Annotated in this window: 16 protein-coding genes; 5 read left to right on the forward strand and 11 right to left on the reverse strand. The window is 60.0% G+C overall.

From position 1 onward, the window contains the following. Positions 1–23: 23 nt before the first annotated feature. A complete protein-coding gene (locus tag ACR0LH_RS16315; RefSeq protein WP_170485839.1) occupies positions 24–734 on the forward strand; it encodes a GntR family transcriptional regulator in 711 nt (236 codons plus the stop codon). Between the two features lie 12 nt (positions 735–746). Beyond that, positions 747–1,844 carry a Gfo/Idh/MocA family protein gene (locus tag ACR0LH_RS16320; RefSeq protein ID WP_480721689.1) on the forward strand — a complete coding sequence of 366 codons (1,098 nt, stop codon included), beginning with the start codon at positions 747–749 and terminating at the stop codon, positions 1,842–1,844. 2 nt (positions 1,845–1,846) lie between these two features. Here the strand turns inward: ACR0LH_RS16320 and ACR0LH_RS16325 are convergent, their stop codons facing one another. The 8 genes from ACR0LH_RS16325 to ACR0LH_RS16360 all read right to left on the reverse strand — a co-directional run bounded on the left by ACR0LH_RS16325 (position 1,847) and on the right by ACR0LH_RS16360 (position 13,510). Beyond that, a complete protein-coding gene (locus ACR0LH_RS16325) occupies positions 1,847–4,471 on the reverse strand; it encodes a molybdopterin-dependent oxidoreductase (protein ID WP_480721691.1) in 2,625 nt (874 codons plus the stop codon). Next, positions 4,468–4,800 carry a nitrite reductase small subunit NirD gene (nirD, locus tag ACR0LH_RS16330; protein WP_170388857.1) on the reverse strand — a complete coding sequence of 111 codons (333 nt, stop codon included), beginning with the start codon at positions 4,798–4,800 and terminating at the stop codon, positions 4,468–4,470. The genes ACR0LH_RS16325 and nirD overlap by 4 nt, the downstream gene beginning before the upstream one ends. Beyond that, entirely contained in the window at positions 4,797–7,229 is a 2,433-nt protein-coding gene (nirB, locus tag ACR0LH_RS16335) for a nitrite reductase large subunit NirB (RefSeq protein ID WP_480721692.1), read from the reverse strand. The genes nirD and nirB overlap by 4 nt, the downstream gene beginning before the upstream one ends. 5 nt (positions 7,230–7,234) lie before the next feature. Then, entirely contained in the window at positions 7,235–8,920 is a 1,686-nt protein-coding gene (locus ACR0LH_RS16340) for an ABC transporter ATP-binding protein (protein WP_480721694.1), read from the reverse strand. A 5-nt stretch (positions 8,921–8,925) separates the two neighbouring features. Beyond that, on the reverse strand, positions 8,926–10,011 hold the full coding sequence (locus tag ACR0LH_RS16345; RefSeq protein WP_170388854.1) for an ABC transporter permease: 1,086 nt from the start codon (positions 10,009–10,011) through the stop codon (positions 8,926–8,928). A gap of 100 nt (positions 10,012–10,111) precedes the next feature. After that, positions 10,112–11,479, reverse strand: a complete 1,368-nt coding sequence (locus tag ACR0LH_RS16350) for a CmpA/NrtA family ABC transporter substrate-binding protein (RefSeq protein ID WP_170485832.1) — start codon at positions 11,477–11,479, stop codon at positions 10,112–10,114. A 277-nt stretch (positions 11,480–11,756) separates the two neighbouring features. Continuing rightward, positions 11,757–12,929, reverse strand: a complete 1,173-nt coding sequence (locus ACR0LH_RS16355) for a CmpA/NrtA family ABC transporter substrate-binding protein (RefSeq protein WP_480721695.1) — start codon at positions 12,927–12,929, stop codon at positions 11,757–11,759. Then, positions 12,926–13,510 carry an ANTAR domain-containing protein gene (locus ACR0LH_RS16360; protein WP_170388851.1) on the reverse strand — a complete coding sequence of 195 codons (585 nt, stop codon included), beginning with the start codon at positions 13,508–13,510 and terminating at the stop codon, positions 12,926–12,928. Before ACR0LH_RS16360 ends, ACR0LH_RS16355 begins: the two co-directional genes overlap by 4 nt. Positions 13,511–13,795: 285 nt before the next feature. On the opposite strand from ACR0LH_RS16360, the gene ACR0LH_RS16365 reads away from it, so the two are divergent. The 3 genes from ACR0LH_RS16365 to ACR0LH_RS16375 all read left to right on the forward strand — a co-directional run bounded on the left by ACR0LH_RS16365 (position 13,796) and on the right by ACR0LH_RS16375 (position 17,447). After that, positions 13,796–14,950: a phosphoserine transaminase gene (locus ACR0LH_RS16365; protein ID WP_480721697.1), complete on the forward strand. Its 1,155-nt coding sequence runs from the start codon at positions 13,796–13,798 to the stop codon at positions 14,948–14,950. A 57-nt stretch (positions 14,951–15,007) separates the two neighbouring features. Beyond that, positions 15,008–16,603, forward strand: a complete 1,596-nt coding sequence (gene serA, locus ACR0LH_RS16370) for a phosphoglycerate dehydrogenase (RefSeq protein ID WP_170485830.1) — start codon at positions 15,008–15,010, stop codon at positions 16,601–16,603. 88 nt (positions 16,604–16,691) lie between these two features. Beyond that, a complete protein-coding gene (locus tag ACR0LH_RS16375; RefSeq protein ID WP_480721698.1) occupies positions 16,692–17,447 on the forward strand; it encodes a metallophosphoesterase family protein in 756 nt (251 codons plus the stop codon). Here the strand turns inward: ACR0LH_RS16375 and ACR0LH_RS16380 are convergent. From ACR0LH_RS16380 to ACR0LH_RS16390, 3 genes are all read right to left on the reverse strand, one after another. Further along, complete coding sequence (locus ACR0LH_RS16380) at positions 17,434–18,951, reverse strand: malonate--CoA ligase (protein ID WP_480721700.1); 1,518 nt, start codon at positions 18,949–18,951, stop codon at positions 17,434–17,436. The two genes, ACR0LH_RS16375 and ACR0LH_RS16380, sit on opposite strands and share 14 nt — an antisense overlap. 90 nt (positions 18,952–19,041) lie before the next feature. Then, on the reverse strand, positions 19,042–19,746 hold the full coding sequence (locus tag ACR0LH_RS16385; protein ID WP_480721702.1) for a GntR family transcriptional regulator: 705 nt from the start codon (positions 19,744–19,746) through the stop codon (positions 19,042–19,044). 25 nt (positions 19,747–19,771) lie between these two features. Next, positions 19,772–21,127, reverse strand: coding sequence for a formimidoylglutamate deiminase (locus ACR0LH_RS16390; protein WP_480721704.1), 1,356 nt, complete (start codon positions 21,125–21,127; stop codon positions 19,772–19,774). Between the last annotated feature and the right edge of the window lie 26 nt (positions 21,128–21,153).

A 21,153-nucleotide genomic window follows, 5' to 3' on the forward strand; every position in this document is an offset into this window, starting at 1 on the left:
GCGACTCGGTGAAGCACCCTGAAATGACTGCCAACAGCCGCAACCCCAACGCGCTGCCGATCTATGTGCAGATCGCCGAGCTTCTGATCCGCGACATCGCCGCGGGCCGCCTGATTGATGGTGAGCGTTTGCCGCCCGAGCGCGAGATGGCCACGAACCTCAATGTCTCGGTCGGGACGCTGCGAAAATCGCTGGCGGAGCTTGAGAAAAAAGGGATGTTGGAGCGTATCCAAGGCTCGGGCAATTACATCCGCGAGACCGGAACGCAGAACAGCGTCTATGCGATGTTCCGGTTGGAGCTGCCCCAAGGCGGGGGCCTGCCGCGCGCCGATATCTTGTCAGTGGACCATCTGGAAAAACCCGCCGACCTGCCGGAATTCGGTACCTCGACCAAGGGGTCGCGGGTGCGCCGGATGCGCTATTTGAATGACACAATCATCGCGGTCGAGGAAATCTGGCTGGACGATTCGGCGGGGCAGATCAATCAGACGCTGCTTTCGGATTCGCTATACCGCTATTACCAGCAGCAGCTTGGCTTCTGGATCACACGGGCCGAGGATCGCGTTTCGGTCCGTGCGCTGCCTGACTGGACGCCTGAGACTTTTACAAAACCCGCTGGCGAAACGGCTGGCTATATCGAGCGGTTTAGTTGGTCCGAAGGGCCGGAACCGGTCGAGTTTTCAAAAACGTGGTTCGATCCGGATCGGGCCACCTATGTCCAACGTCTGAAATAGAAGGAAACGCGCATGACCCGGACCATCCATTACGGGCTGATCGGATGCGGCATGATGGGGCAAGAGCACCTGCACAATATTGCTCTGTTAGAGCGCACGCAGGTGTCGGCGATATTTGAGCCAGATGAGGCTATGGCCAGCGCCGCGCAAGCGATTGCGCCCGATGCGCAGATGGTGGCGTCGGTCCAAGACCTGCTGGCCGTGGACGAGCTGGATTGCATTGTGATCGCCAGCCCCAACCATCTGCACGTGGATCAGATTGAGCAGATCGCACAGGCGCGGCCCTTGCCCTTGCTGGTGGAAAAACCTCTGTTCACCGACCCGGCGGATGCGGCGCGGCTAGAGGCCATCCAGCGCGATTATCCCCATCCTATCTGGGTCGCGATGGAGTATCGCTATATGCCGCCGATCGCTGCCCTGATTGATGAGGCGCAGGTGACCGGCGGGGTCAAAATGCTGACCATCAAAGAACACCGCTTTCCCTTTCTGGACAAGGTCGGCAACTGGAACCGCTTCAACCGCAATACGGGCGGCACGTTTGTTGAGAAATGCTGTCACTTCTTCGACCTCATGCGTTTGATCCTGCAATCGGACCCGGTGCGCGTGACGGCCAGCGGCGGGCAGGCGGTCAATCATCTGGACGAGGCTTACGAGGGCGAGACACCCGACATTCTGGACCACGGCTTTGTCATGGTCGATTTCGCTTCGGGTGCGCGTGCCATGCTGGAGCTATGTATGTTCGCTGAAGGCGCGCGGTATCAGGAGGAAATCTCGGCGGTCGGTCCAGACGCCAAGATCGAGGCGCTGGTGCCCGGACCGGGGCGTTTCTGGCCCGACCATCTGGGTGACGCGCCGGTGCCGCAACTGATCGTCAGCCCACGCAATCCCAAGGGGCCGGTCGCCAAGGACATCCCCGTCGATCCGCGTCTTCTGGCGGCGGGCGATCACAACGGGTCGACCTTCTACCAGCACCAGGGATTTCTGTCCGTTTTGCGCGGTGAGAAACCCGCCCCCGAGGTGACCTTGCAGGACGGGATGTGGGCCGTGCGCATGGGGCTGGCCGCGCAGAAAGCGCTGGAAACCGGGGAAACGGTCCGGTTCTCCAGCTAGGATTATTCCGCGGCTTCCTTCTGTTGTGCAGACGCCAGAAGTGCCGCCAGTTCGGGGCGGCACGATCCGCAGTTGGTCCCGGCTTGAAGTGCCTCGCCAATGGCTTCGACGCTCAACAATCCTTGCGACTCGATGGCTGTCAGGATCGTGTTCACGCCCACATCAAAACAGGAACACAGCACCGGGCCAGGGTCCGGCATATCGGCTGGGGCGCGACCAGACAAAAGATCGGGAACTTGCGGCAGAGTCGCCAGATAGTCGCGCATCACGGCGACGGGTTCCGGCGAGACAAACAACGCTGCAACCAACTGACCGTTTTCGCGGAACGCCAGCCGCGCGACACCTCGGGCGGGGTCTTCAACCGCGGTGATTTCCGCATTTGGCAGCCGGAACAGTTCGCGTGCGGCGGCTTGCCAATCGTCCGCCATTTGCAAGCCTGCCAGTTCAGCGCGATACCCGGATTTCGTTGGCGTTTGCGCCCAGTACTCGCAAGAGGGGGTCATCTCACGATCCGAGACCGCAAACCCATACCATCTGGCTGCAAATCGGGTGACATTCACCACTGACGCCTTGCTTTCAGGTTGGCCCGAAACCGGGTCTGTTGCGGCGGCAACTACGGTGTCAATCCGGGCAGACGGCGCGGTTTCTCCGGTCCAGTGAATCGGTGCAAAAACCTGTCCTTGGGTCACGCTGTTGCTGATCCTGACGCGCAGAATGGCCGTCCCTTGTGGGCTGAGCACCTCGACCAGATCGGCAGGGCGGATTCCGGTGCTTTGGGCATCCTCTGGGTGAATATCCAGAAATGGCTCGGGCAAGTGCGCAGACAGGCGCGAAGACAATCCCGTGCGTGTCATTGTGTGCCACTGATCCCGCAACCGCCCAGTGTTGAGCCAGAAAGGGTATCGAGGCTCGGTTCTGGCGGCAGGCGGACGCCAAGAGACGGGTAGCACACGGGCTTTGCCGTCTGGATGGAAGAACTGACCATCGGCAAAGAACCTACCGCCTTGCCGAGCGGCAGTGACCGGCCAGCGGGTGGGTTTCAACTCGTCATATCCGGTCGCATCCAGATCGGCGAGGCCCGAGATATCAAAGTCCCGCCCAAAGTGCGCGGCGACGCCAGACAGGGCGGCATATTCAAGGAATATCTCTCTGGGAGATTGATAGTCGAACGCAGATTTCCATCCCATCCGGCGTCCAACTTCGGCCAGGATGTCCCAATCAGCGCGGGCCTGACCGGGCTTGGGCAACACCGAACGCTGACGGCTGATGGTGCGGTCAGAGTTGGTGACAGTGCCATCCTTCTCGGCCCAAGCAGCGGCTGGCAGCAGAACATCAGCCAACCGCGCCGTGTCGGATCGGGCTGTGATGTCGGAAACTACGGTAAACGGGCAGGCGGCAATTGCGTCCCGAACAGCGTCGGCGTCGGGCATCGAGACAACCGGATTCGTGTGAATCACCCACAATGCCTTGATCCGACCGTCACCAACGGCACGGAACATATCAACCGCTTTCAAACCCTGAGCCTCGGGCATGTGCGGCGCGGACCAGAATTCACGCACGGCGGCGCGATGGTCGGCGTTTTCGATATCCAGGTGGCAGGCAAGCATATTGGCAAGCCCACCAACCTCGCGCCCGCCCATGGCGTTTGGCTGACCTGTGACCGACAACGGCCCGCAGCCCGGTTTGCCGATGCGTCCCGTGGCCAAATGACAGTTGAGGATCGCGTTGACCTTGTCACTGCCCGAGGTCGACTGGTTCACGCCCTGACTGAAGATCGTGACGACCTTTTCGGTGCCGATCCACAGATCGCAGAATTTGGCGATATCTTCAGCGTCCAGTCCCGTGACCGAGACATCGTCGGCCAGCGCGCTGTCCAGAGCTTCGCGAATACCGTTGGTATGCTTCGCAAAATCGGTATCGACCAGTCCACGCGTGTCAATCTGTGTCAGCAGGTGATTGAACAGCGCCACATCGCTGCCCGCTGCCAGCGGCAGGTGCAGATCGGCGCTGTCACACGAGGCCGTCCGGCGCGGGTCGATTACAATAATCTTGGTCCCGCGTGACTGCCGTGCCGCCATCAGGCGCTGATACAGAACCGGGTGGCACCATGCTAGATTGGACCCGACCAGAACCACCAGATTAGCCTCGTCCAGATCCTCATAGGTGCCTGGCACGGTGTCGGTGCCAAAAGCGCGCTTGTGCCCTGCAACAGTCGAGGCCATGCATAGCCGCGAATTGGTGTCGATATTGGCCGAGCCGATGAACCCTTTCATCAGCTTGTTGGCGACATAGTAGTCTTCGGTCAGCAACTGACCCGAAACATAAAATGCCACCGAGTCAGGCCCGTGTTCGGCAACGGTTTCTTGAAACCGGTTCGCGACAAGGTCCAGCGCGTCGTCCCACCCTGTTTCTTGCCCCGACACCATCGGAGAAAGCAGACGTTGGGACAGCCCGACGGTTTCGGCCAAAGCCGACCCCTTGGAGCACAACCGACCTAAGTTGGCTGGATGCTCAGGGTCGCCGGTGACTGTCAAACCGCCTGCGTCGTCCTGTTGCAACAAGACGCCGCATCCGACTCCGCAATAGGGGCAGGTCGAGCGGGTCGCGCAGGAACCGAGGTCTTTCACGCGGCGCTCCTTCGCTCAAGCGAGGCGCTGTCCAGCAAGATACGCTCGCCGTCCAGCTGCACCGGATAAGTGGCAATTTGACCCTCATCCGCGCCCTGCGCCTGACCAGAGTTCAGGTCGAACACCCAGTTGTGCAGTGGGCAGGTGACCGACTGGCCATGCACGATGCCTTCGGACAGAGGGCCACCCTTGTGCGGGCAGGTGTCCGAGGCCGCAAAAACTTCGTCCTCAGCCGTGCGGAACAAGGCGATACACCCAACGGGCGTCTTCACCACGCGCGCGCCGCGTAGGGGGATGTCGTCGATATGTCCAATGTCGATCCAGCTCATTCTGCGGCCTCCAGTGTCAGATCAGCGATGGGCGCAAAGCGCTGGGCTTCTTTGGCGTGTTCTGCCCACGGGTCTTTGCGGTAAATGGATTGGCTGAGTTCAAACCGCTCGACCAGCGCGCGGCGGTTGTCCAGATCGTCCACCACCGTTTCCTTGATCCAGTCGAGGCCGACCTTCGCCATCCATTTATACAGGCGGTCCAGATACTTACCGCCCTCACGATAGGCTTGGGTGACGGCCATGACGACCTCGATTGCCTCGTCCTCGGTTGGCACCTGAACCAGTAGCTCGGTTTCCTTGACGTCCATTCCAGCAGCACCGCCGATGCTGATCTGATAGCCGCTGTCGACACAGACCACACCGATATCCTTGCAGGTCGCCTCGGCGCAGTTACGCGGGCAGCCCGAGACCGCCAACTTCAACTTGTGCGGCGCCCACGAGCCCCAGAGGATCTTCTCTAGCTTGACGCCCAGCCCGGTGCTGTCCTGTGTCCCGAACCGGCAATGATCGGTGCCGACACAGGTTTTAACCGTGCGCAGACCCTTGGAATAGGCGTGACCCGAGACCAGACCGGCCTTGTTCAGATCGGACCAGATATAGGGCAGGTCCGCGCCTTTCACGCCCAGCAGGTCGATACGCTGACCGCCGGTGACTTTGACCGTCGGAACATCGTACTTCTCGGCTGCATCTGCGATGGCGCGTAGCTCTGCCGGGTTGGTGATGCCGCCCCACATGCGAGGCACGACGCTGAACGTGCCGTCCTTCTGGATGTTTGCGTGTTTGCGTTCGTTGACGAAACGGCTTTGCGGGTCGTCCTGATATTCCACCGGCCAGTCGGCCAGCAGGTAGTAGTTCACCGCCGGGCGGCAGACATGGCAGCCGTTGAGGGTTTTCCAGCCTAGTTCCTGCCAGACGGCCTCTTGGCTTTTCAGCTCTTGCGACTTGATCAGGCGGCGGACGTCTTCGTGGGTCAGGTCGCAGCAGCCGCAGATGGGCTGCGCGGTGGGCATCTGGAAGTCGTCGCCCAGTGTGACCTGCAGCAATTGCTCGACCAGTCCAGTGCATGTCCCGCAGGAGGCGCTGGCTTTGGTGGTAGCGCGGATTGCGCCAAGATCGGTTGCGCCGCCTTCGATTGCGGTGGTGATGTCGGATTTGCAAACGCCGTTGCAGCCACAGATTTCCGCCTCAGGCGGCAATGCTGCAACGGCTGAGAGAGGGTCCGCAGAGCCGCCCCCCTGATAAGCCGGACCAAAGATCAGCGTCTCGCGCATCTCGGATACGTCCTCGGCGTCGCGGATCAGGCCGAAGAACCAGTTGCTGTCGGCGGTGTCACCATACATCACCGCACCGACCAGCTTGTCGTCTTCCAGAACCAGCCGCTTGTAGACACCACGGGCTGGGTCGCGGAACACGATGTCCTCGCGGGTGTCACCTTCGGCAAAGTCCCCAGCGCTGAACAGATCGCATCCGGTGACTTTCAGTTTGGTCGACAAGGAGCGCTGTTTGAACGCGGCCTCGTCACCCAGCAGAGTCTGTGCCAGCACCTTGGCCTGATCGTAGAGCGGCGCGACAAGGCCGAAAATTTCGCCCTGATGTTCGACACATTCACCAACGGCATAGATGTCGGCGTCCGAGGTGATCATCTGATCGTCCACATGAATACCGCGTCCAACCGCCAGACCGGTTTCCTGCGCCAGAGCGGTGTTCGGGCGGATGCCCACTGCCATCACCAACAGGTCACAAGGAAGCTCGGTGCCGTCGTCCAGCAACAGCGCCCGGGCCTTGCCATCCTTGCCTGCGATCTCGGTCGATTTGGCATTCAGCAGAACTGTGATGCCTTTTTCTTCCAGCGATTTCTTCAGCAGATAACCTGCGGCGGGGTCAAGCTGACGCTCCATCAGATGGCCCATGATATGCACCACGGTCACGTCAGCCCCACGCGCGGCCATGCCTGCGGCGGCCTCAAGGCCCAGCAAACCGCCGCCGATCACGACGACCTTGTTGCCTGCGCCCATACCCATCATCTGTTCGGTGTCTTCCAGATCGCGATAGGCGATCACGCCGTCCAGATCATGCCCCGGCATCGGGATCATGAACGGGTTCGAGCCGGTGCCGAAGATCAGCTTGTCATAGGGCACATGACCGTTTTCACCTTCGACGATCTTCAGATCGCGGTCGATCTTGGCGACCTTCTCGCCAAACCGACAAGTGATACCTCGCTCGGCATACCAATCGTCGTCATGGGTGACGATGTCTTCGTAGGTCTGATCGCCGGCCAGAACCGGGCTGAGCATGATGCGGTTGTAGTTTCCGCGCGGCTCGGCGTTGAACAGGGTAATGTCAAAGGCATCGGGGGCGGCGTCGGTCAGGTGCTCCAGCACCCGGCCCGAGGCCATACCTGCGCCGATAACCACAAGTTTCTGTTTCATGTCATTCACTCCGCGGCAATGGCATTGGGGGTAGGGCTTTTGGGCTTGGGTTTGGCCCCGTGCTCGTATTCCTCAAGGAAATCCAACACTTCTTGCCGGTATTCGTAGTAATCGGGATGGGCCAACAGTGCTTTGCGGGTGCGCGGGCGGGGCAGATCGACATTGGTAATCTTGCCGATCGTGGCCTGCGGACCGTTCGTCATCATCACCACGCGGTCGGCCAGAAGGATCGCCTCGTCCACATCATGCGTGACGCAGATGGTGGTGACTTTGGTGCGTGACCAGACCTCCATCAGAACCTCTTGCAGCTCCCACCGGGTGAGACTGTCGAGCATCCCGAAGGGCTCATCCAACAGCAGCAGCTTCGGCGACAGGGCAAAGGCGCGGGCAATGCCCACTCGTTGACGCATCCCGTTTGAAAGCTCGGCCGCGGATTTGTCCATCGCATCGGCCAGGCCGACCCGTTCCAGATAGTATTCAACCACATCCTGCCGTTCCGCCTGGCTTGCACGCGGATAGACGCGGTCTACACCGACCGAGACGTTTTCCTTGGCGGTCAACCATGGGAACAGCGAGGGCGACTGGAATACAACCGCGCGTTCGGGGTCTGCGCCTTCGACGTGGCGGCCATCCAGTTTGATCGCGCCTTTCGAGATTCCGTTAAGACCTGCGGCCATGGTCAGAACCGTGGACTTGCCGCAACCCGAGTGACCGATCAGCGAGATGAACTCACCCCGGTTGAGTTTCAGGTTAAAGTCCTCGACCACGGTCAGCGGGCCTTTGGGTGTGGGGTAGACCTTGTGCAACTGGCTGAAGTCCAGATAGCGCTCCTCGATCAAGCCCTCCTGCGCCTCTTTCAGCGCATTGGGGATGCCGTGGATCGGGGTCACGTCGGGTAGGGTCTTGGTGCCTTCGACCTTGGCCTCGATACCTACGTCCATCAGGTATTTCGTAACCTCACCACGCAGTGCCTTGAACGTTTCGTCATGGTTCATGGCGGAACGATCGCGCGGGCGGGGGATCGAGACCTTGAACTCGGTCCCAAGCGTGCCATCGGGGTTCAGCGGGATGATGCGGTCAGCCAGCAGGATCGCCTCGTCCACGTCATTGGTGATCAGGACACAGGTCTTGCGGTCGGCCTCCCAGATTCTTTCGATCTCTTCCGCCAGATTGCCACGGGTCAGCGCGTCCAGGGCCGAAAGCGGCTCGTCCAAGAGCAGAACCTCGGGGTCCATCGCCAGCGCGCGGGCGACGTTTACCCGTTGGCGCATCCCGCCCGACAGTTCGGCAGGGCGGCGGGCGGCGGCGTGGCTCAGGCCGACCATCTTGATGAAATGGGCAACCTTTTCCTCTTTCTCGGCCTTGGGCATCTTGGGGAAGACTGCGTCCACGGCCAGCCGCACATTGCCCGTCACCGTCAGCCAAGGCATCAGCGAGTAGTTCTGGAAGATCACCCCCCGCTCGGGAGCGGGGCCAGTGATGGGTTTCTCGCGGTAGGTGACAGTGCCTTTCGACGGGAACTCGATCCCCGCCATCAGGTTGATTAGCGTGGTCTTGCCTGTGCCGGAAAAGCCCAGCAAAACCACGAACTCACCTTCCTGAACCGAGAGGTTGATGTCTTTCAGCACATCCGTCGCGGCGGTGCCGGTCCCGAAGGATTTGCTGACATTCTTGAAGTCGATCACAGCCATATCGGTCACCGGTTGTTCGAGAATGTGAACAGCGACTGCAGCGCGTACATCACCCGGTCAAGCAGGAAGCCGATGATGCCGATGGTGAAGACAGCCACCATGATTTTGGCCAGCGAGCTGGACGAGCCGTTCTGGAACTCATCCCAGACGAATTTGCCCAGACCGGGGTTCTGCGCCAGCATCTCGGCCGCGATCAGGACCATCCAGCCGACACCCAGCGACAGGCGCAAACCGGTGAAGATCAGCGGCAGGGCCGAAGGCAGCACCAGCTTGGTGATCTTGGTGTAGGTGTTCATTTTCAGAACCTTGGACACGTTCACCAGATCCTTGTCGATCGACGCCACACCCAGCGAGGTGTTGATCAGCGTCGGCCACAGCGAACACAGCGTCACCGTGATGGCCGAGATCAGGAAGGATTTCGCGAACCAGCCGTCGTTGGTCACGTAAACGGCCGAGACGATCATGGTGACGATCGGCAACCAGGCCAGTGGCGAGACGGGTTTGAAAATCTGGATCAGCGGGTTCAGCGCAGCATTCGCCGTGGGCGACAGACCGGCAGCGATACCAAGCGGAACGGCGACGATGGTCGCGATCAGAAAGCCGAAGAAGACCGTTTTGATCGAGGTCCAGATTTGGTTGTAATAGCTCGGCGCGCCGGTATAGGCGACATTCTTGACCTTGTCCGCCTGACCCGCTTCGATCAGCTTTTGGTTGCGCTTTTCAACCATCGCCTCGAACTTGGCTTTTTTGGCGGCCTTGGCCTGCGCGTCCTGATGCAGGCTGACAGCTTCGTCCCAGACTTGTGCCGGTCCGGGGACCGCGCCCAACGAGGTCTGCACCTTGGGCGCTAGCGTACCCCAGAGCAGCAAAAAGGCGCAGATGGCCAGCAACGGCACCGCCAGCAGACGCCAGATTTCGCCCATTTGTGCGCGGGGGTTGTCGCCTGCGGTTGCCCTTAGAATAGGTGTGATCCAGGCAAGGCCCAGAACCTGGAACCATTTGTCGGCGGCGTTGATCCGGGTGAAAAGGCGCGCTTTGCGGGCTTCGCGTTCGGCCTCGTTGGATAGCGTATCGTGGTCGATTGCTGTCATCTTGCGGTCTCCTGGCCCGGACACATGGCGCCGGGCGGGGGTGGAATTCTGTATTGGGATTGGTGCCCCCCGACCACGCAGGGCCGGGGAGCGAGGGGAGTTAGCCCTGAACTTCGGTGCCTACGACGACCTGCTCGCCTTTCAGGCCAATCGGCAGGCTTTGCAGATAGGCGTTGGGTTGGCGTGCGTCATAGGGGATGCCGTCGATGATATCTTCGGCAGGCGTCGGAGCCTTGTAGCCATCGCTGTCCCAGGGGAAGTCGGCCTCATTCGCCAGACCTTCGTCCACCAGCATACGGGCGGCGTCCAGATAGATGTCGGGGCGATAAACGGACTTGGCGACCTCATCATACCATGCGTCGGTCTGCGGCTCGGCGATCTGACCCCAGCGGCGCATCTGGGTCAGGTACCAGATGGCGTCCGAATAGAACGGGTAAGTCGCGTTGTAGCGGAAGAACACGTTGAAGTCGGGTACTTCGCGCTTGTCGCCCTTTTCATATTCAAACGTCCCGGTCATCGAGTTCGCGATCACGTCGTAATCGGCACCCACATATTCCGGTTGGCTCAGCATTTCGACCGCTGCGGGGCGGTTGGCGTTGTCGTTTTCGTCCAGCCAGATCGCAGCACGGATCAGAGCTTTGGTCACAGCGCGCGTCGTGTTCGGATATTCCTCGGCGAATTCAGCGGTGATGCCGAAGACTTTTTCTGGGTTGTTCTTCCAAAGTTCATAGTCGGTGATGACCGGCACGCCGATGCCTTTGAACACGGCTTGCTGGTTCCACGGTTCACCCACGCAGTACCCATAGATGGTGCCCGCTTCCAGTGTTGCAGGCATCTGTGGCGGAGGGGTTACCGACAGGAACACGTCCGCACCGATCTGGCCTGTTACATTCTCGGGGCTGTAATACCCCGGATGCAGGCCACCAGCCGCCAGCCAGTAGCGCAGTTCATAGTTGTGGGTCGAAACGGGGAAAACCATGCCCATGTTGAAGGGCTTGCCTTCGGACTTGTACTTCTCGACCACCGGGGCCAGAGCCTCGGCCGAGATCGGGTGCTGCGGGCGACCGTCATCCATGGTGGGGATGTTCGGCTTCATTTCTTCCCAGATCTCGTTCGACACCGTGATGCCGTTGCCGTTCAGGTCCATCGAGAAAGGGGTGACGATATGCGCTTCGGTGCCGTAGCCGATGGTCGCGGCCAGAGGCTGACCGGCCAGCATATGCGCACCGTCCAGTTGCCCGTCGATCACGCCGTCCAGCAGCACTTTCCAGTTGGCCTGCGCTTCCAGCGTCACGAACAGACCCTCTTCGAGGAAATAGCCGTTCTCGTAGGCTACGGCCAGCGGAGCCATGTCGGTCAGTTTTATAAAGCCGAAGGTCAGTTCGTCTTTCTCCAGTTCCAGCGTCTCGGCCAGGGCTGGGCTGATCAGGGCGGTGGTGGCGACAAGGCCAGCGAGGAATCGCTTCATGTGGGTCTGTCCCTTTTCTGTTGGTCCCGGTCATCCGGGAGGGGGGTAAAAAACAAAAAGCCGCTGCACGCTCTGGCCGGGAGGAGGGGCCAGAGAGTGAGCGGCTCTGCTCAGTCGTTCCCAATCTTTGGGAGGAATTCTAAGGGTACACGCCATTGCGTACCGATGGAGGCAGGGTGCGAAACCGGGCGGTTCAGTTCAAGTGCATTTGCTGCGACGCGGCGTCAAATTCTGCGTTTGCACCATCTGGCGCAGGGCGTTGCATAATTTTTGTGCATCAGATGTCCTGTGGGTCAAAAATGCGCCCATCCAAAAAAGCATCCGGCTTCAACGACAATTGCCCGTTATGCGACGCCACGGGGGTCGTTTCCCGAATCGCGCCCTCCAGCTTTTCTGACGCACCGGGCAGATCGGCACCGATTCCAGCAAGCTGACTTCGATAAATATCGCTGCGAAAAACACTGCCCGCCTGTGCAAGCGCCATGTGCGGATCAAGATTGTACCGCTGTGCCAGGCGCTGGGCGATCCACTTGGCTTGGCTGCGCCAGGGAAAGTTCGCAGCTCCATCGTGGAACTCGACGAATCCGGGAACCTCGCGCTGTTCGGCCTGTCCTGAAATCGTGAAACGGCCCGACAATGCGCGGTCGATAAGTTCAGAGGACAGGTTCAGATAAGTGTCGCGCGCAAGAATCTCGGCGGCGGCAGTGTTGCTGCCCGGGCGGTGCAGCCAGCGGCCGGCGCGCCACACCGCGCGCATCAGCTTGCCCAGCAAATGCGGTTCCGTGTCTGCCCATTCGGTGCGAACGGCCAGCACTTTTTCCGGCGCAAAGGCCCATATCGCCTGACCCGGCAACAATAGAGCACCCGCTTGGGATTCCATGGCGACCGAGCCCCACGGTTCGCCCACGCAGAACGCGTCAACATCGCCTTCGGCCAGCGCCTGGGCCATCAATGGCGGGGGAATCGTGCGCACCTCTATGCCGACGCGGGACAAATCGGTGGCTTCGATCCAGCAGTGCAGCAACTCGACATGCAGGGAAAAGGGAAATGGCACACCAAAGACCAAAGGACGGTCGGTTACCGAGGCCAGCGCAGCGGCGGCTTTGAACGGGTCGTGGAAGTCGAAATCATAGCCGGTTTCCCGCAGGCGGTTTTCCAGCGCGCGGCTGATGCCGATAACGTCACCATTGACCGACAGGACCGAAACGGCCGACAGCGGCTGTGTCACCCCGCCCAGCCCCAAGGCCATCGCCACGGGAACAGGGGAAAGCAAATGCGCGGCATCCACGCGCCCAAACGCCAGCATGTCCCGGACGGATGACCACGACGGCGCGGCAATCAATTCCAGCTCGATCCCTTCCGCTCGGGCCAGCCCCATTTCGTGGGCAACAATCAGGGGCGCTGCATCTACCAGCGGGACGTAGGCAACGGGGAGTGTAACAGCATTCATGACAGCAACCCCGATGCGGTGACCAAAGCCTCGGCCACGTCTGCCACCCGGCGGCCTTGATCCATAGCGGCCTTGCGCAGCAGGGCGTAGGCTTCTTCTTCTTCGACCCCGCGCGCCTTCATCAGCAGACCCTTGGCGCGGTCTATAACCTTTCGTTCTTCCAGCGCGCGCTTGGTCTCGGCCAGTTCCCGACGCATCTGACGCACGATCTGGAAACGGGCGATGGCAGCGTCCAGAACAGGTTTCAATCGGTCAGGCTGCATCCCGTCCACGACGTAGGCCGAAAGCCCGGCCTCAATCGCCGTTGATGCCAGATCGCCCGCCGCGCCCGAGACGAACATTGCCACCGGTCGCTCTAGCGGGCCAGAAGCCAGCGTGAGTTCCTCGAGCATATCTCGGGTCGGGTTGTCGATGTCGATCAGCACCACATCCGGCGTCAGAGCCGCGATCTTGCGCGCAAGGCTCGATACGTTCCCGATGACATGCACATCATATGCGCCGGACGCTTTGAGGGCATCTACGATAGCGATTGCACGTTCGCGGTCTTCTTCTACGACTACAATGGTCAGGGTGTCAGGCATGGCACCTTTTCACCGGCCCTTCGTCTGATCACAAGAGATCAGAGGGCAATCCGTTGAAGCCACGAGCAGAGTGCCTAAAAAACAGTCAATTGCCAGCGGCGAGTCGGCAAATGGCCTCGCAGCCGACGCCTATCGGAAACTTTTGATCGCGTTTTATGTCCGTAGACGTGTCGTTTTTCGGCAATGAAGTGTCTTTTCTACTTGCTGCATTGCGGCAGGGTTTCTAGGAGTGGCGGTGGGACACCCCTCCCCAACGAGGGGCGTGTATCTGGAAGGATAATACAGATGACTATCGAACAACCGGTCACGCGGCCGGCGAATCCGCGTTTTTCCTCGGGCCCCTGCGCCAAACCCCCCACATTTGATCTGAGCAAGCTGGCCGATGCCGCATTGGGCCGGTCGCACCGTGCCGCTGTTGGCAAGGACAAGCTGAAGGCGGCCATCGAAGGCACGCGCGAGGTGCTGGGCATTCCGGCAGATTACAAGATCGGCATCGTTCCCGCGTCGGACACTGGCGCGGTTGAGATGGCGTTGTGGTCGCTGCTGGGCGAACGCAAGGTCGAGATGCTGGCTTGGGAAAGCTTCGGTGCAGGCTGGGTCACCGACGTGGTCAAGCAACTGAAGATCGACGCCGAGGTGAAGACCGCCGACTACGGACAGATCGTTGATCTGGCCTCGATCGATTTTGCCAATGACGTGGTGTTTACGTGGAACGGCACGACTTCGGGCGTGCGGGTTCCCAATGGCGACTGGATCGCGGATGACCGTCAGGGTCTGACGATTTGTGACGCAACAAGCGCCGCCTTTGCAATGGACCTGCCGTGGGACAAGCTGGATGTAACCACCTTTAGCTGGCAGAAAGTGCTGGGCGGCGAAGCGGCCCACGGGATGCTGATCCTCAGCCCCCGCGCAGTGGAGCGGTTGGAAAGCTACACCCCCGCATGGCCGCTGCCCAAGATTTTCCGCCTGATCAAGGGCGGCAAGCTGATCGACGGCATCTTTACCGGGGCCACGATCAACACGCCTTCTATGCTGGCGGTTGAGGACTACCTGTTCGCGCTGGACTGGGCGCGCTCGGTTGGCGGCCTGCAAGGGCTGATCGCCCGGGCCGATGCCAATGCGGGTGCTGTGCATGCGTTCTGTGATCAGAATGACTGGATCGCAAACCTGGCCGAGGATGCAGCGACGCAGTCGAATACGTCCGTCTGCCTGAAATTCACCGATCCGCGTATTCAAGATGGTGCGACATTCGCCAAAGCCGTGGCCAAACGGCTGGAGGCCGAGAACATCGCGCTGGATATCGGAGCCTATCGCGATGCCCCTGCTGGCCTGCGCATCTGGTGCGGCGGTACGGTCGAAACCTCGGATATCGAGGCGATGCTGCCGTGGTTGGCCTGGGCTTTTGAAGCCGAGATCGCGGCGCAAACCGAAGCTGCTTGATATTTTACCGGGCCGCATCCGGCCCGGACCCTCCATACAATTCAAGGACCAGAGAATATGGCCCCCAAAGTACTCGTATCTGACAAGCTCAGCGAAACCGCCGTGCAGATCTTCCGCGATCGCGGCATTGATGTGGATTTCATGCCCGATCTGGGCAAGGACAAGGACAAACTGGCCGAGGTGATCGGTCAGTATGACGGCCTTGCCATCCGTTCGGCCACCAAGGTTACGCCGACCCTGCTGGAAAAAGCCGACAATCTGAAAGTCATCGGCCGTGCCGGAATCGGCACCGACAATGTCGATAAGGAAGCGGCGTCCAAGAAGGGCGTGATCGTGATGAACACGCCGTTCGGCAACATGATCACCACCGCCGAACACGCGATTGCGATGATGTTCGCCGTGGCGCGGCAAATCCCCGAGGCCAGCACCTCGACCCATGCGGGCAAGTGGGAAAAGTCGAAATTCATGGGGATCGAGCTGACCAACAAGACCCTTGGCGTCATCGGCGCGGGCAATATCGGCGGGATCGTCTGCGAGCGTGCGCTGGGTCTGAAAATGAAAGTGGTCGCCTATGACCCTTATCTGGGCGAGGAGAAAGCCGCCAAGATGGGTATCGAAAAGGTCGAGCTGGATGAATTGCTCGCGCGGGCTGATTTCATCACGCTGCACGTGCCGCTGACCGACCAGACCCGCAATGTCCTCAGCCGTGAGAACCTGGCCAAGACCAAGAAGGGCGTTCGCATCGTGAACTGTGCCCGTGGCGGTCTGGTCGATGAGGACGCGTTGGCCGAGCTGCTGCAATCGGGTCATGTCGCTGGCGCGGCCTTCGACGTGTTCAGCGAAGAACCGGCCAAGGAAAACGCCCTGTTCAACTTGCCCAACGTGGTCTGCACGCCTCACCTTGGCGCGGCAACGACCGAAGCGCAGGAAAACGTGGCGCTGCAGGTGGCCGAGCAGATCTCGAATTATCTGCTGACCGGAGCCGTGGAAAACGCGCTGAACATGCCCAGCGTAACGGCTGAGGAAGCCAAGGTCATGGGGCCGTGGATCAAGCTGGCCGGACATCTGGGCAGCTTCATCGGTCAGATGACGGATGAACCGATCAAGGCGATCAACATCCTTTATGACGGTGTCGCGGCTGAAATGAATCTTGCGGCCCTGAATTGTTCGGTCGTGGCGGGGATCATGAAGAAATTCAATCCCGAGGTGAACATGGTCTCGGCCCCGGTTGTCGCCAAGGAACGCGGCATCAAGATCTCGACCACCAATCAGGACAAATCGGGCGCGTTCGAGGGGTACATCAAGGTGACCGTCGTTACGGAAAAGCGCGAGCGGTCCATCGGCGGAACTGTTTTCAGCGACGGCAAGCCGCGCTTCATCCAGATCAAAGGCATCAATATCGACGCCGAGGTGGGTGCGCATATGCTCTATACCACCAACGAAGACGTGCCCGGCATCATCGGCGCACTGGGTCAGACGCTGGGAGAGAGCGACGTCAACATTGCCAACTTCACCCTTGGTCGGACCGAAGCGGGCGGAGAAGCGATCGCGCTGCTGTATGTGGATGAACCCGTCCCGGCCGACGCGCGCGCAAAGCTGGCAGAAACCGGTCTGTTCACCCAGATCAAGCCGTTGCAATTCGATGTTGCTTAAACGGCTCTGAATAACAACCAACTTGATGCCCGCGCCCAAAAAGCGCGGGCATTGTCTTTTTGCGTTTACCTGAATGGGCCACAATCGCATGACCCACAAGAAAGGCGAGGCAGTGATGACCCCAATCTACGCGATAGGAGATATCCACGGGCAGCTTGATATGTTGCACGACGCGCTTTCGCGGATCGAGGAGGATGGCGGTGCCGATGCGCGTGTCGTATTCCTTGGCGATTATGTGGACCGGGGACCGAACAGTCGCGGCGTGCTGGACCTTTTGATCGAAGGTCTGCGCGCGGGGCGGAACTGGGTGATGATCAAGGGGAACCACGACAGGATGATGGCGCGGTTCGTTCAGGCGGCCGAGATCGCCGATACGCATCTGCCGATCACGCTTAGCTGGTTGCATCCGCGTCTGGGCGGGCGCGAGACGTTGGCCTCTTACGGGGTCACGGTCGACGACGCAGATCGCATTTATCAAGTCCATGAACGCGCGCGTCACGCGGTGCCGCAGGCGCATCTGGATTTCATCAATGCGCTGCCGCATTACCACGTGGAAGATGACCTGCTGTTCGTTCATGCCGGAATTCGTCCCGGTGTGCCACTGGACAAGCAGTCCGAGAATGATCTGGTTTGGATTCGGCACGAATTTCTTGAGGATAAGAGAGCGCATCCGTGGTTGATCGTACATGGGCATACGCCGGTGGATCAGGTCGAACATTGCGGCAATCGGGTCAATCTGGATACGGGCGCAGGTTACGGCCAACCGTTGACATCGGCCGTTTTCCAAGGGCAGCAGTGCTGGCGTTTGACGGATCGCGGGCGGGTGCCGCTTATGCCTGTGTAAACAGATCCTGATACCTGTCCCGCAGGATGTTTTTCTGAACTTTGCCCATCGTATTGCGGGGCAGTTCGTCCAGCACGATCAGCTTGCGCGGATGCTTGAAACGAGCCAAGGCTTTCTGTACATTAGCCTCAACCAACGCGATGTCGGGCGTTTGGCCGGGTTCCGGTACCAGAATCCCCAAAACGGTTTCACCAAAGTCCGGGTGCGGTACGCCGATCACGGCACTTTCCAGCACGCCGGGTTGATCATCCAGCACCAGCTCAACCTCTTTGGGATAGATGTTGTACCCGCCCGAGATGATCAGGTCTTTGCCACGCCCGACGATGTGAACGTAACCGTCCGCGTCCACATGTCCGAGGTCACCGGTGATAAAGAACCCATCCTTGCGCAATTCAGCAGCAGTCTTTTCCGGCATGCCCCAATAACCCTGAAATACATTGGGGCCGCGCACCTCGATCATTCCGATTTCGCCCTGAGGACGCTCGACCCCGGTTTCCGGATCGGTGACCTTGAGCTCGACATCCGGCAGGGGAAAGCCAACTGTTCCGGCCCGGCGTTCCCCGTCATAGGGGTTGGATGTGTTCATGTTGGTTTCGGTCATGCCATAGCGTTCAAGGATGCGATGGCCGGTGCGGGCCTCGAACCTTTCATGCGTTTCTGCAAGCAGCGGGGCCGAGCCTGATATGAACAGCCGCATGTGCTGCGCCAGATCGCCGGTAAAACGATCATCCGCCAGCAGGCGCGTGTAAAAGGTCGGGACGCCCATCATGGATGTGGCCTGCGGCATCAGGCGCAGTACGTCGTCCAGATCGAATTTTGGCAGAAAGATCATCGACCCGCCCGAGGCCAGCGCCACATTTGTCGCCACAAACAGCCCGTGTGTGTGAAAGATCGGTAGCGCATGCAAAAGCACATCGTCGCGGGTGAAACGCCATTCCTGCACCAAAGTGTCGGCATTGGACAGCAGGTTGGCCTGCGACAGCATCGCCCCCTTGGACCGCCCGGTCGTGCCCGAGGTATAAAGGAAGGCCGCCAAGTCATCCTCGGTCCGCCGAACCGGTTCAAAGGCGGGCAACATGCCAAGCGCACGCCGCATGAGGCTGCCTTTGCCGTCAGCGCTCAGAGTTTCAAGCCGCGCATTTTGCGCTTGGGCGATCGGCGCAAGGTCCGCTTCGGTCCGGGGATCACAAAGGACCAGCGACGCACCGCTGTTTTCGATAAAATAAGTCAGCTCGCCAACCGTGTATCCCGTGTTGAGCGGCAGAAAGACCAACCCGGTTTGCGCACAAGCGGCATAGACGGCCAAGGCTTCGGGCGACTTTTCTACCTGAACGGCTACTCGGTCGCCGGGTTCCAGGCCGTATCCGGTCAATGCGTTCGCGATCCGCGCCGCCATGTCCAGAAATGCGGCATGGGTTAGCGTCTGACCATCTGGCATATGCAGGAACGGGGTATCTTTGCCCGCGTGAATGCCAAACAAGCGATCATAGAGCGGGTTGCCCATGCCATCAGTCCTTATGCCGGATTGTCCGGTTCTGAATCTGGCTTGGAATGCGGGGGCGGTAAAGTCAAAATTGCGAAAACCCAGAACCTCTCAGAACTGAGTGGTCATGCGGTACCCGGCGGCAAAATACATCTTGGCAAAGGTTACAGGCTGCCCCTCAAGCCATGTGATACGTTCGCCTGTGAAAACCGGCTCCCCTTCGGCAACATCCAGAAAGTCAGCCAGAGCTGCATTGGCGCGGCTGGCCAGAAAGGTCAGTTCCACATTGGTAAAAGGCACGGTCTGGATCAGCCATTCATTCGGGCCGATCTCTGAGAAATCAGCCTGCTTCACCTGCGGCACGCTGTCGGTGACGATCCAGCGGTCTTCGTACTGAAACGGCGTGTTGCCCGAATAGTGCATGCAGCGCACATGCACGACGTCCTGACCCGGCGATAGGGCAAGCCGCGCGGCCAGCCAGTCGGGGGCTGTTTTCTGATCGCAGGACACCAGCGCATAGCGATAGGTTCCGCCCAACGCCTCAACCTCGTCTCGGACCATGGGGATGGTGAACCGCGCCTGACGTTGCGGTGCGCTCAGGACTCGCGTACCGGCTTTGCGGCGGCGTTCCAGATATCCTTCTTCGGCCAGTTCCCTCAGCGCCCGGTTGACGGTGGTGCGGGTGCACGAGAATTCGGTGGCAAGTTCCGACTCATTCGGCAGCAGCGAATCCGGCTGCCACTCACCAGACCGAATACGTGCCAGAACGGTCTTCTTGATGTCTTTGTAGCTGGTGTTTTCGGCGGATTGGGTCATGTGGCCTCGGCTTTGGTGCCTTGTCTTAGAGTTCGCTTAGCAGTTCCGCAATCGCTGCCCGGTACGCTGGGATGATCTGTTCACGATGAATGTGTCGCCCTTGTCGCACCATATGGCGTCCTGCCGACCACAGGTCTGTCACCAACCCATCCGGGGCTGCAAAACACAGACCGTCCAGCACCTGATCGTCACGCAAGGCACACAACGTCGGGTGGGTGCGATCGATGGCGACAAGGTCGGCTATTTTGCCCACCGCGATTTCCCCGCTGTTACGCCCCAGCGCCTGTGCGCCGCCAGCCGCGGCACCGGTATAAAGGGCATGGCCAACCGATCCTTCTGGCGAAACCATAATGGTGCGCGCCCGGTCGCGGAGGCGTTCCGAATACTCCAGCATCCGAAGCTCCTCGGGCAGTGAAATCCTAATATTAGAGTCTGATCCGATGCCGAATCGCCCACCATTGCTGATGAACTCCGCCCCGTTGAAGATACCGTCCCCAAGGTTGGCCTCGGTGATCGGGCACAACCCAGCCACGGCTTTGGACTGCGCCAACCGCTGCGTTTCCGCGTTGGTCATGTGCGTCGCATGGATCAGGCACCAGCGGCTATCCACGTCAAAGTTGCTGAGTAGCCAGCCAACAGGACGGTCGCCAAGGGCGGCTTCGACGTCGGCGACCTCCTGCATCTGTTCAGCGATGTGAATATGCACAGGACCGCTTGGTCGTGCGTCGAGTAGGGTCTGAATGTCCTGCGCCGTGGTCGCGCGCAGGGAGTGGGGCGCGACCCCGATTACAGAATCCGAATGGGGCAGAGCCTTTTGGCACTCTTCAACCAGCCTTAGAAACCGATCTGCCGAGTTGCCAAATCGCAATTGCCCACCGGTCAGAGGCTCCTGCCGCACGCCGCCATGGGTGTATAGTACCGGCAGATGGGTCAATCCGATGCCGGTCTGACTTGCGGCGGCAAAGACGCGCTGGCTGAGTTCGGAAAGCGTGTCGTAGGGCCGCCCTCCGGGTTGATGGTGGACATAGTGAAACTCACCCACCGAGGCGTATCCGGCCTCCTGCATCTCCATGAAGACCAGCGCTGCGATGGCCTGAACCTGCTTTGGGTTCAGCCTGTCCAGAAAGCGGTACATCAGCGTGCGCCACGTCCAAAAGCTCTCGCGCCCGGTTGCGCGCACTTCGGTCATGCCTGCCATGGCCCTTTGGAACGCATGGCTGTGCAGGTTGGCCAAGGCTGGCAGCAGAACATCCACGCGCACGTCATCTGACTTGGCCCCGACCCCGGTTTGTATCTGCGATATCTGGCCATGCTCGACCTTGACCCAAAGATCATGGACCCAATCAGAGCCTAACAAGGCAGTTTTGGCGTGGATCGACATCAGTATCCCAATTTGTGTAGACTTTA

Source organism: Ruegeria sp. CL6, assembly GCF_056536465.1.

Bases quoted from the DNA above. Each gene is read 5' to 3' on its own strand.
- nirB (WP_480721692.1), bottom strand. From the start codon at position 7,229: ATGAAACAGAAACTTGTGGTTATCGGCGCAGGTATGGCCTCGGGCCGG.
- ACR0LH_RS16340 (WP_480721694.1), bottom strand. From the start codon at position 8,920: ATGGCTGTGATCGACTTCAAGAATGTCAGCAAATCCTTCGGGACCGGC.
- ACR0LH_RS16365 (WP_480721697.1), top strand. From the start codon at position 13,796: ATGACTATCGAACAACCGGTCACGCGGCCGGCGAATCCGCGTTTTTCC.
- nirD (WP_170388857.1), bottom strand. From the start codon at position 4,800: ATGAGCTGGATCGACATTGGACATATCGACGACATCCCCCTACGCGGC.
- ACR0LH_RS16345 (WP_170388854.1), bottom strand. From the start codon at position 10,011: ATGACAGCAATCGACCACGATACGCTATCCAACGAGGCCGAACGCGAA.
- ACR0LH_RS16360 (WP_170388851.1), bottom strand. From the start codon at position 13,510: ATGCCTGACACCCTGACCATTGTAGTCGTAGAAGAAGACCGCGAACGT.
- ACR0LH_RS16355 (WP_480721695.1), bottom strand. From the start codon at position 12,929: ATGAATGCTGTTACACTCCCCGTTGCCTACGTCCCGCTGGTAGATGCA.
- ACR0LH_RS16390 (WP_480721704.1), bottom strand. From the start codon at position 21,127: ATGTCGATCCACGCCAAAACTGCCTTGTTAGGCTCTGATTGGGTCCAT.
- ACR0LH_RS16385 (WP_480721702.1), bottom strand. From the start codon at position 19,746: ATGACCCAATCCGCCGAAAACACCAGCTACAAAGACATCAAGAAGACC.
- serA (WP_170485830.1), top strand. From the start codon at position 15,008: ATGGCCCCCAAAGTACTCGTATCTGACAAGCTCAGCGAAACCGCCGTG.
- ACR0LH_RS16315 (WP_170485839.1), top strand. From the start codon at position 24: ATGACTGCCAACAGCCGCAACCCCAACGCGCTGCCGATCTATGTGCAG.
- ACR0LH_RS16380 (WP_480721700.1), bottom strand. From the start codon at position 18,951: ATGGGCAACCCGCTCTATGATCGCTTGTTTGGCATTCACGCGGGCAAA.
- ACR0LH_RS16350 (WP_170485832.1), bottom strand. From the start codon at position 11,479: ATGAAGCGATTCCTCGCTGGCCTTGTCGCCACCACCGCCCTGATCAGC.
- ACR0LH_RS16320 (WP_480721689.1), top strand. From the start codon at position 747: ATGACCCGGACCATCCATTACGGGCTGATCGGATGCGGCATGATGGGG.
- ACR0LH_RS16375 (WP_480721698.1), top strand. From the start codon at position 16,692: ATGACCCACAAGAAAGGCGAGGCAGTGATGACCCCAATCTACGCGATA.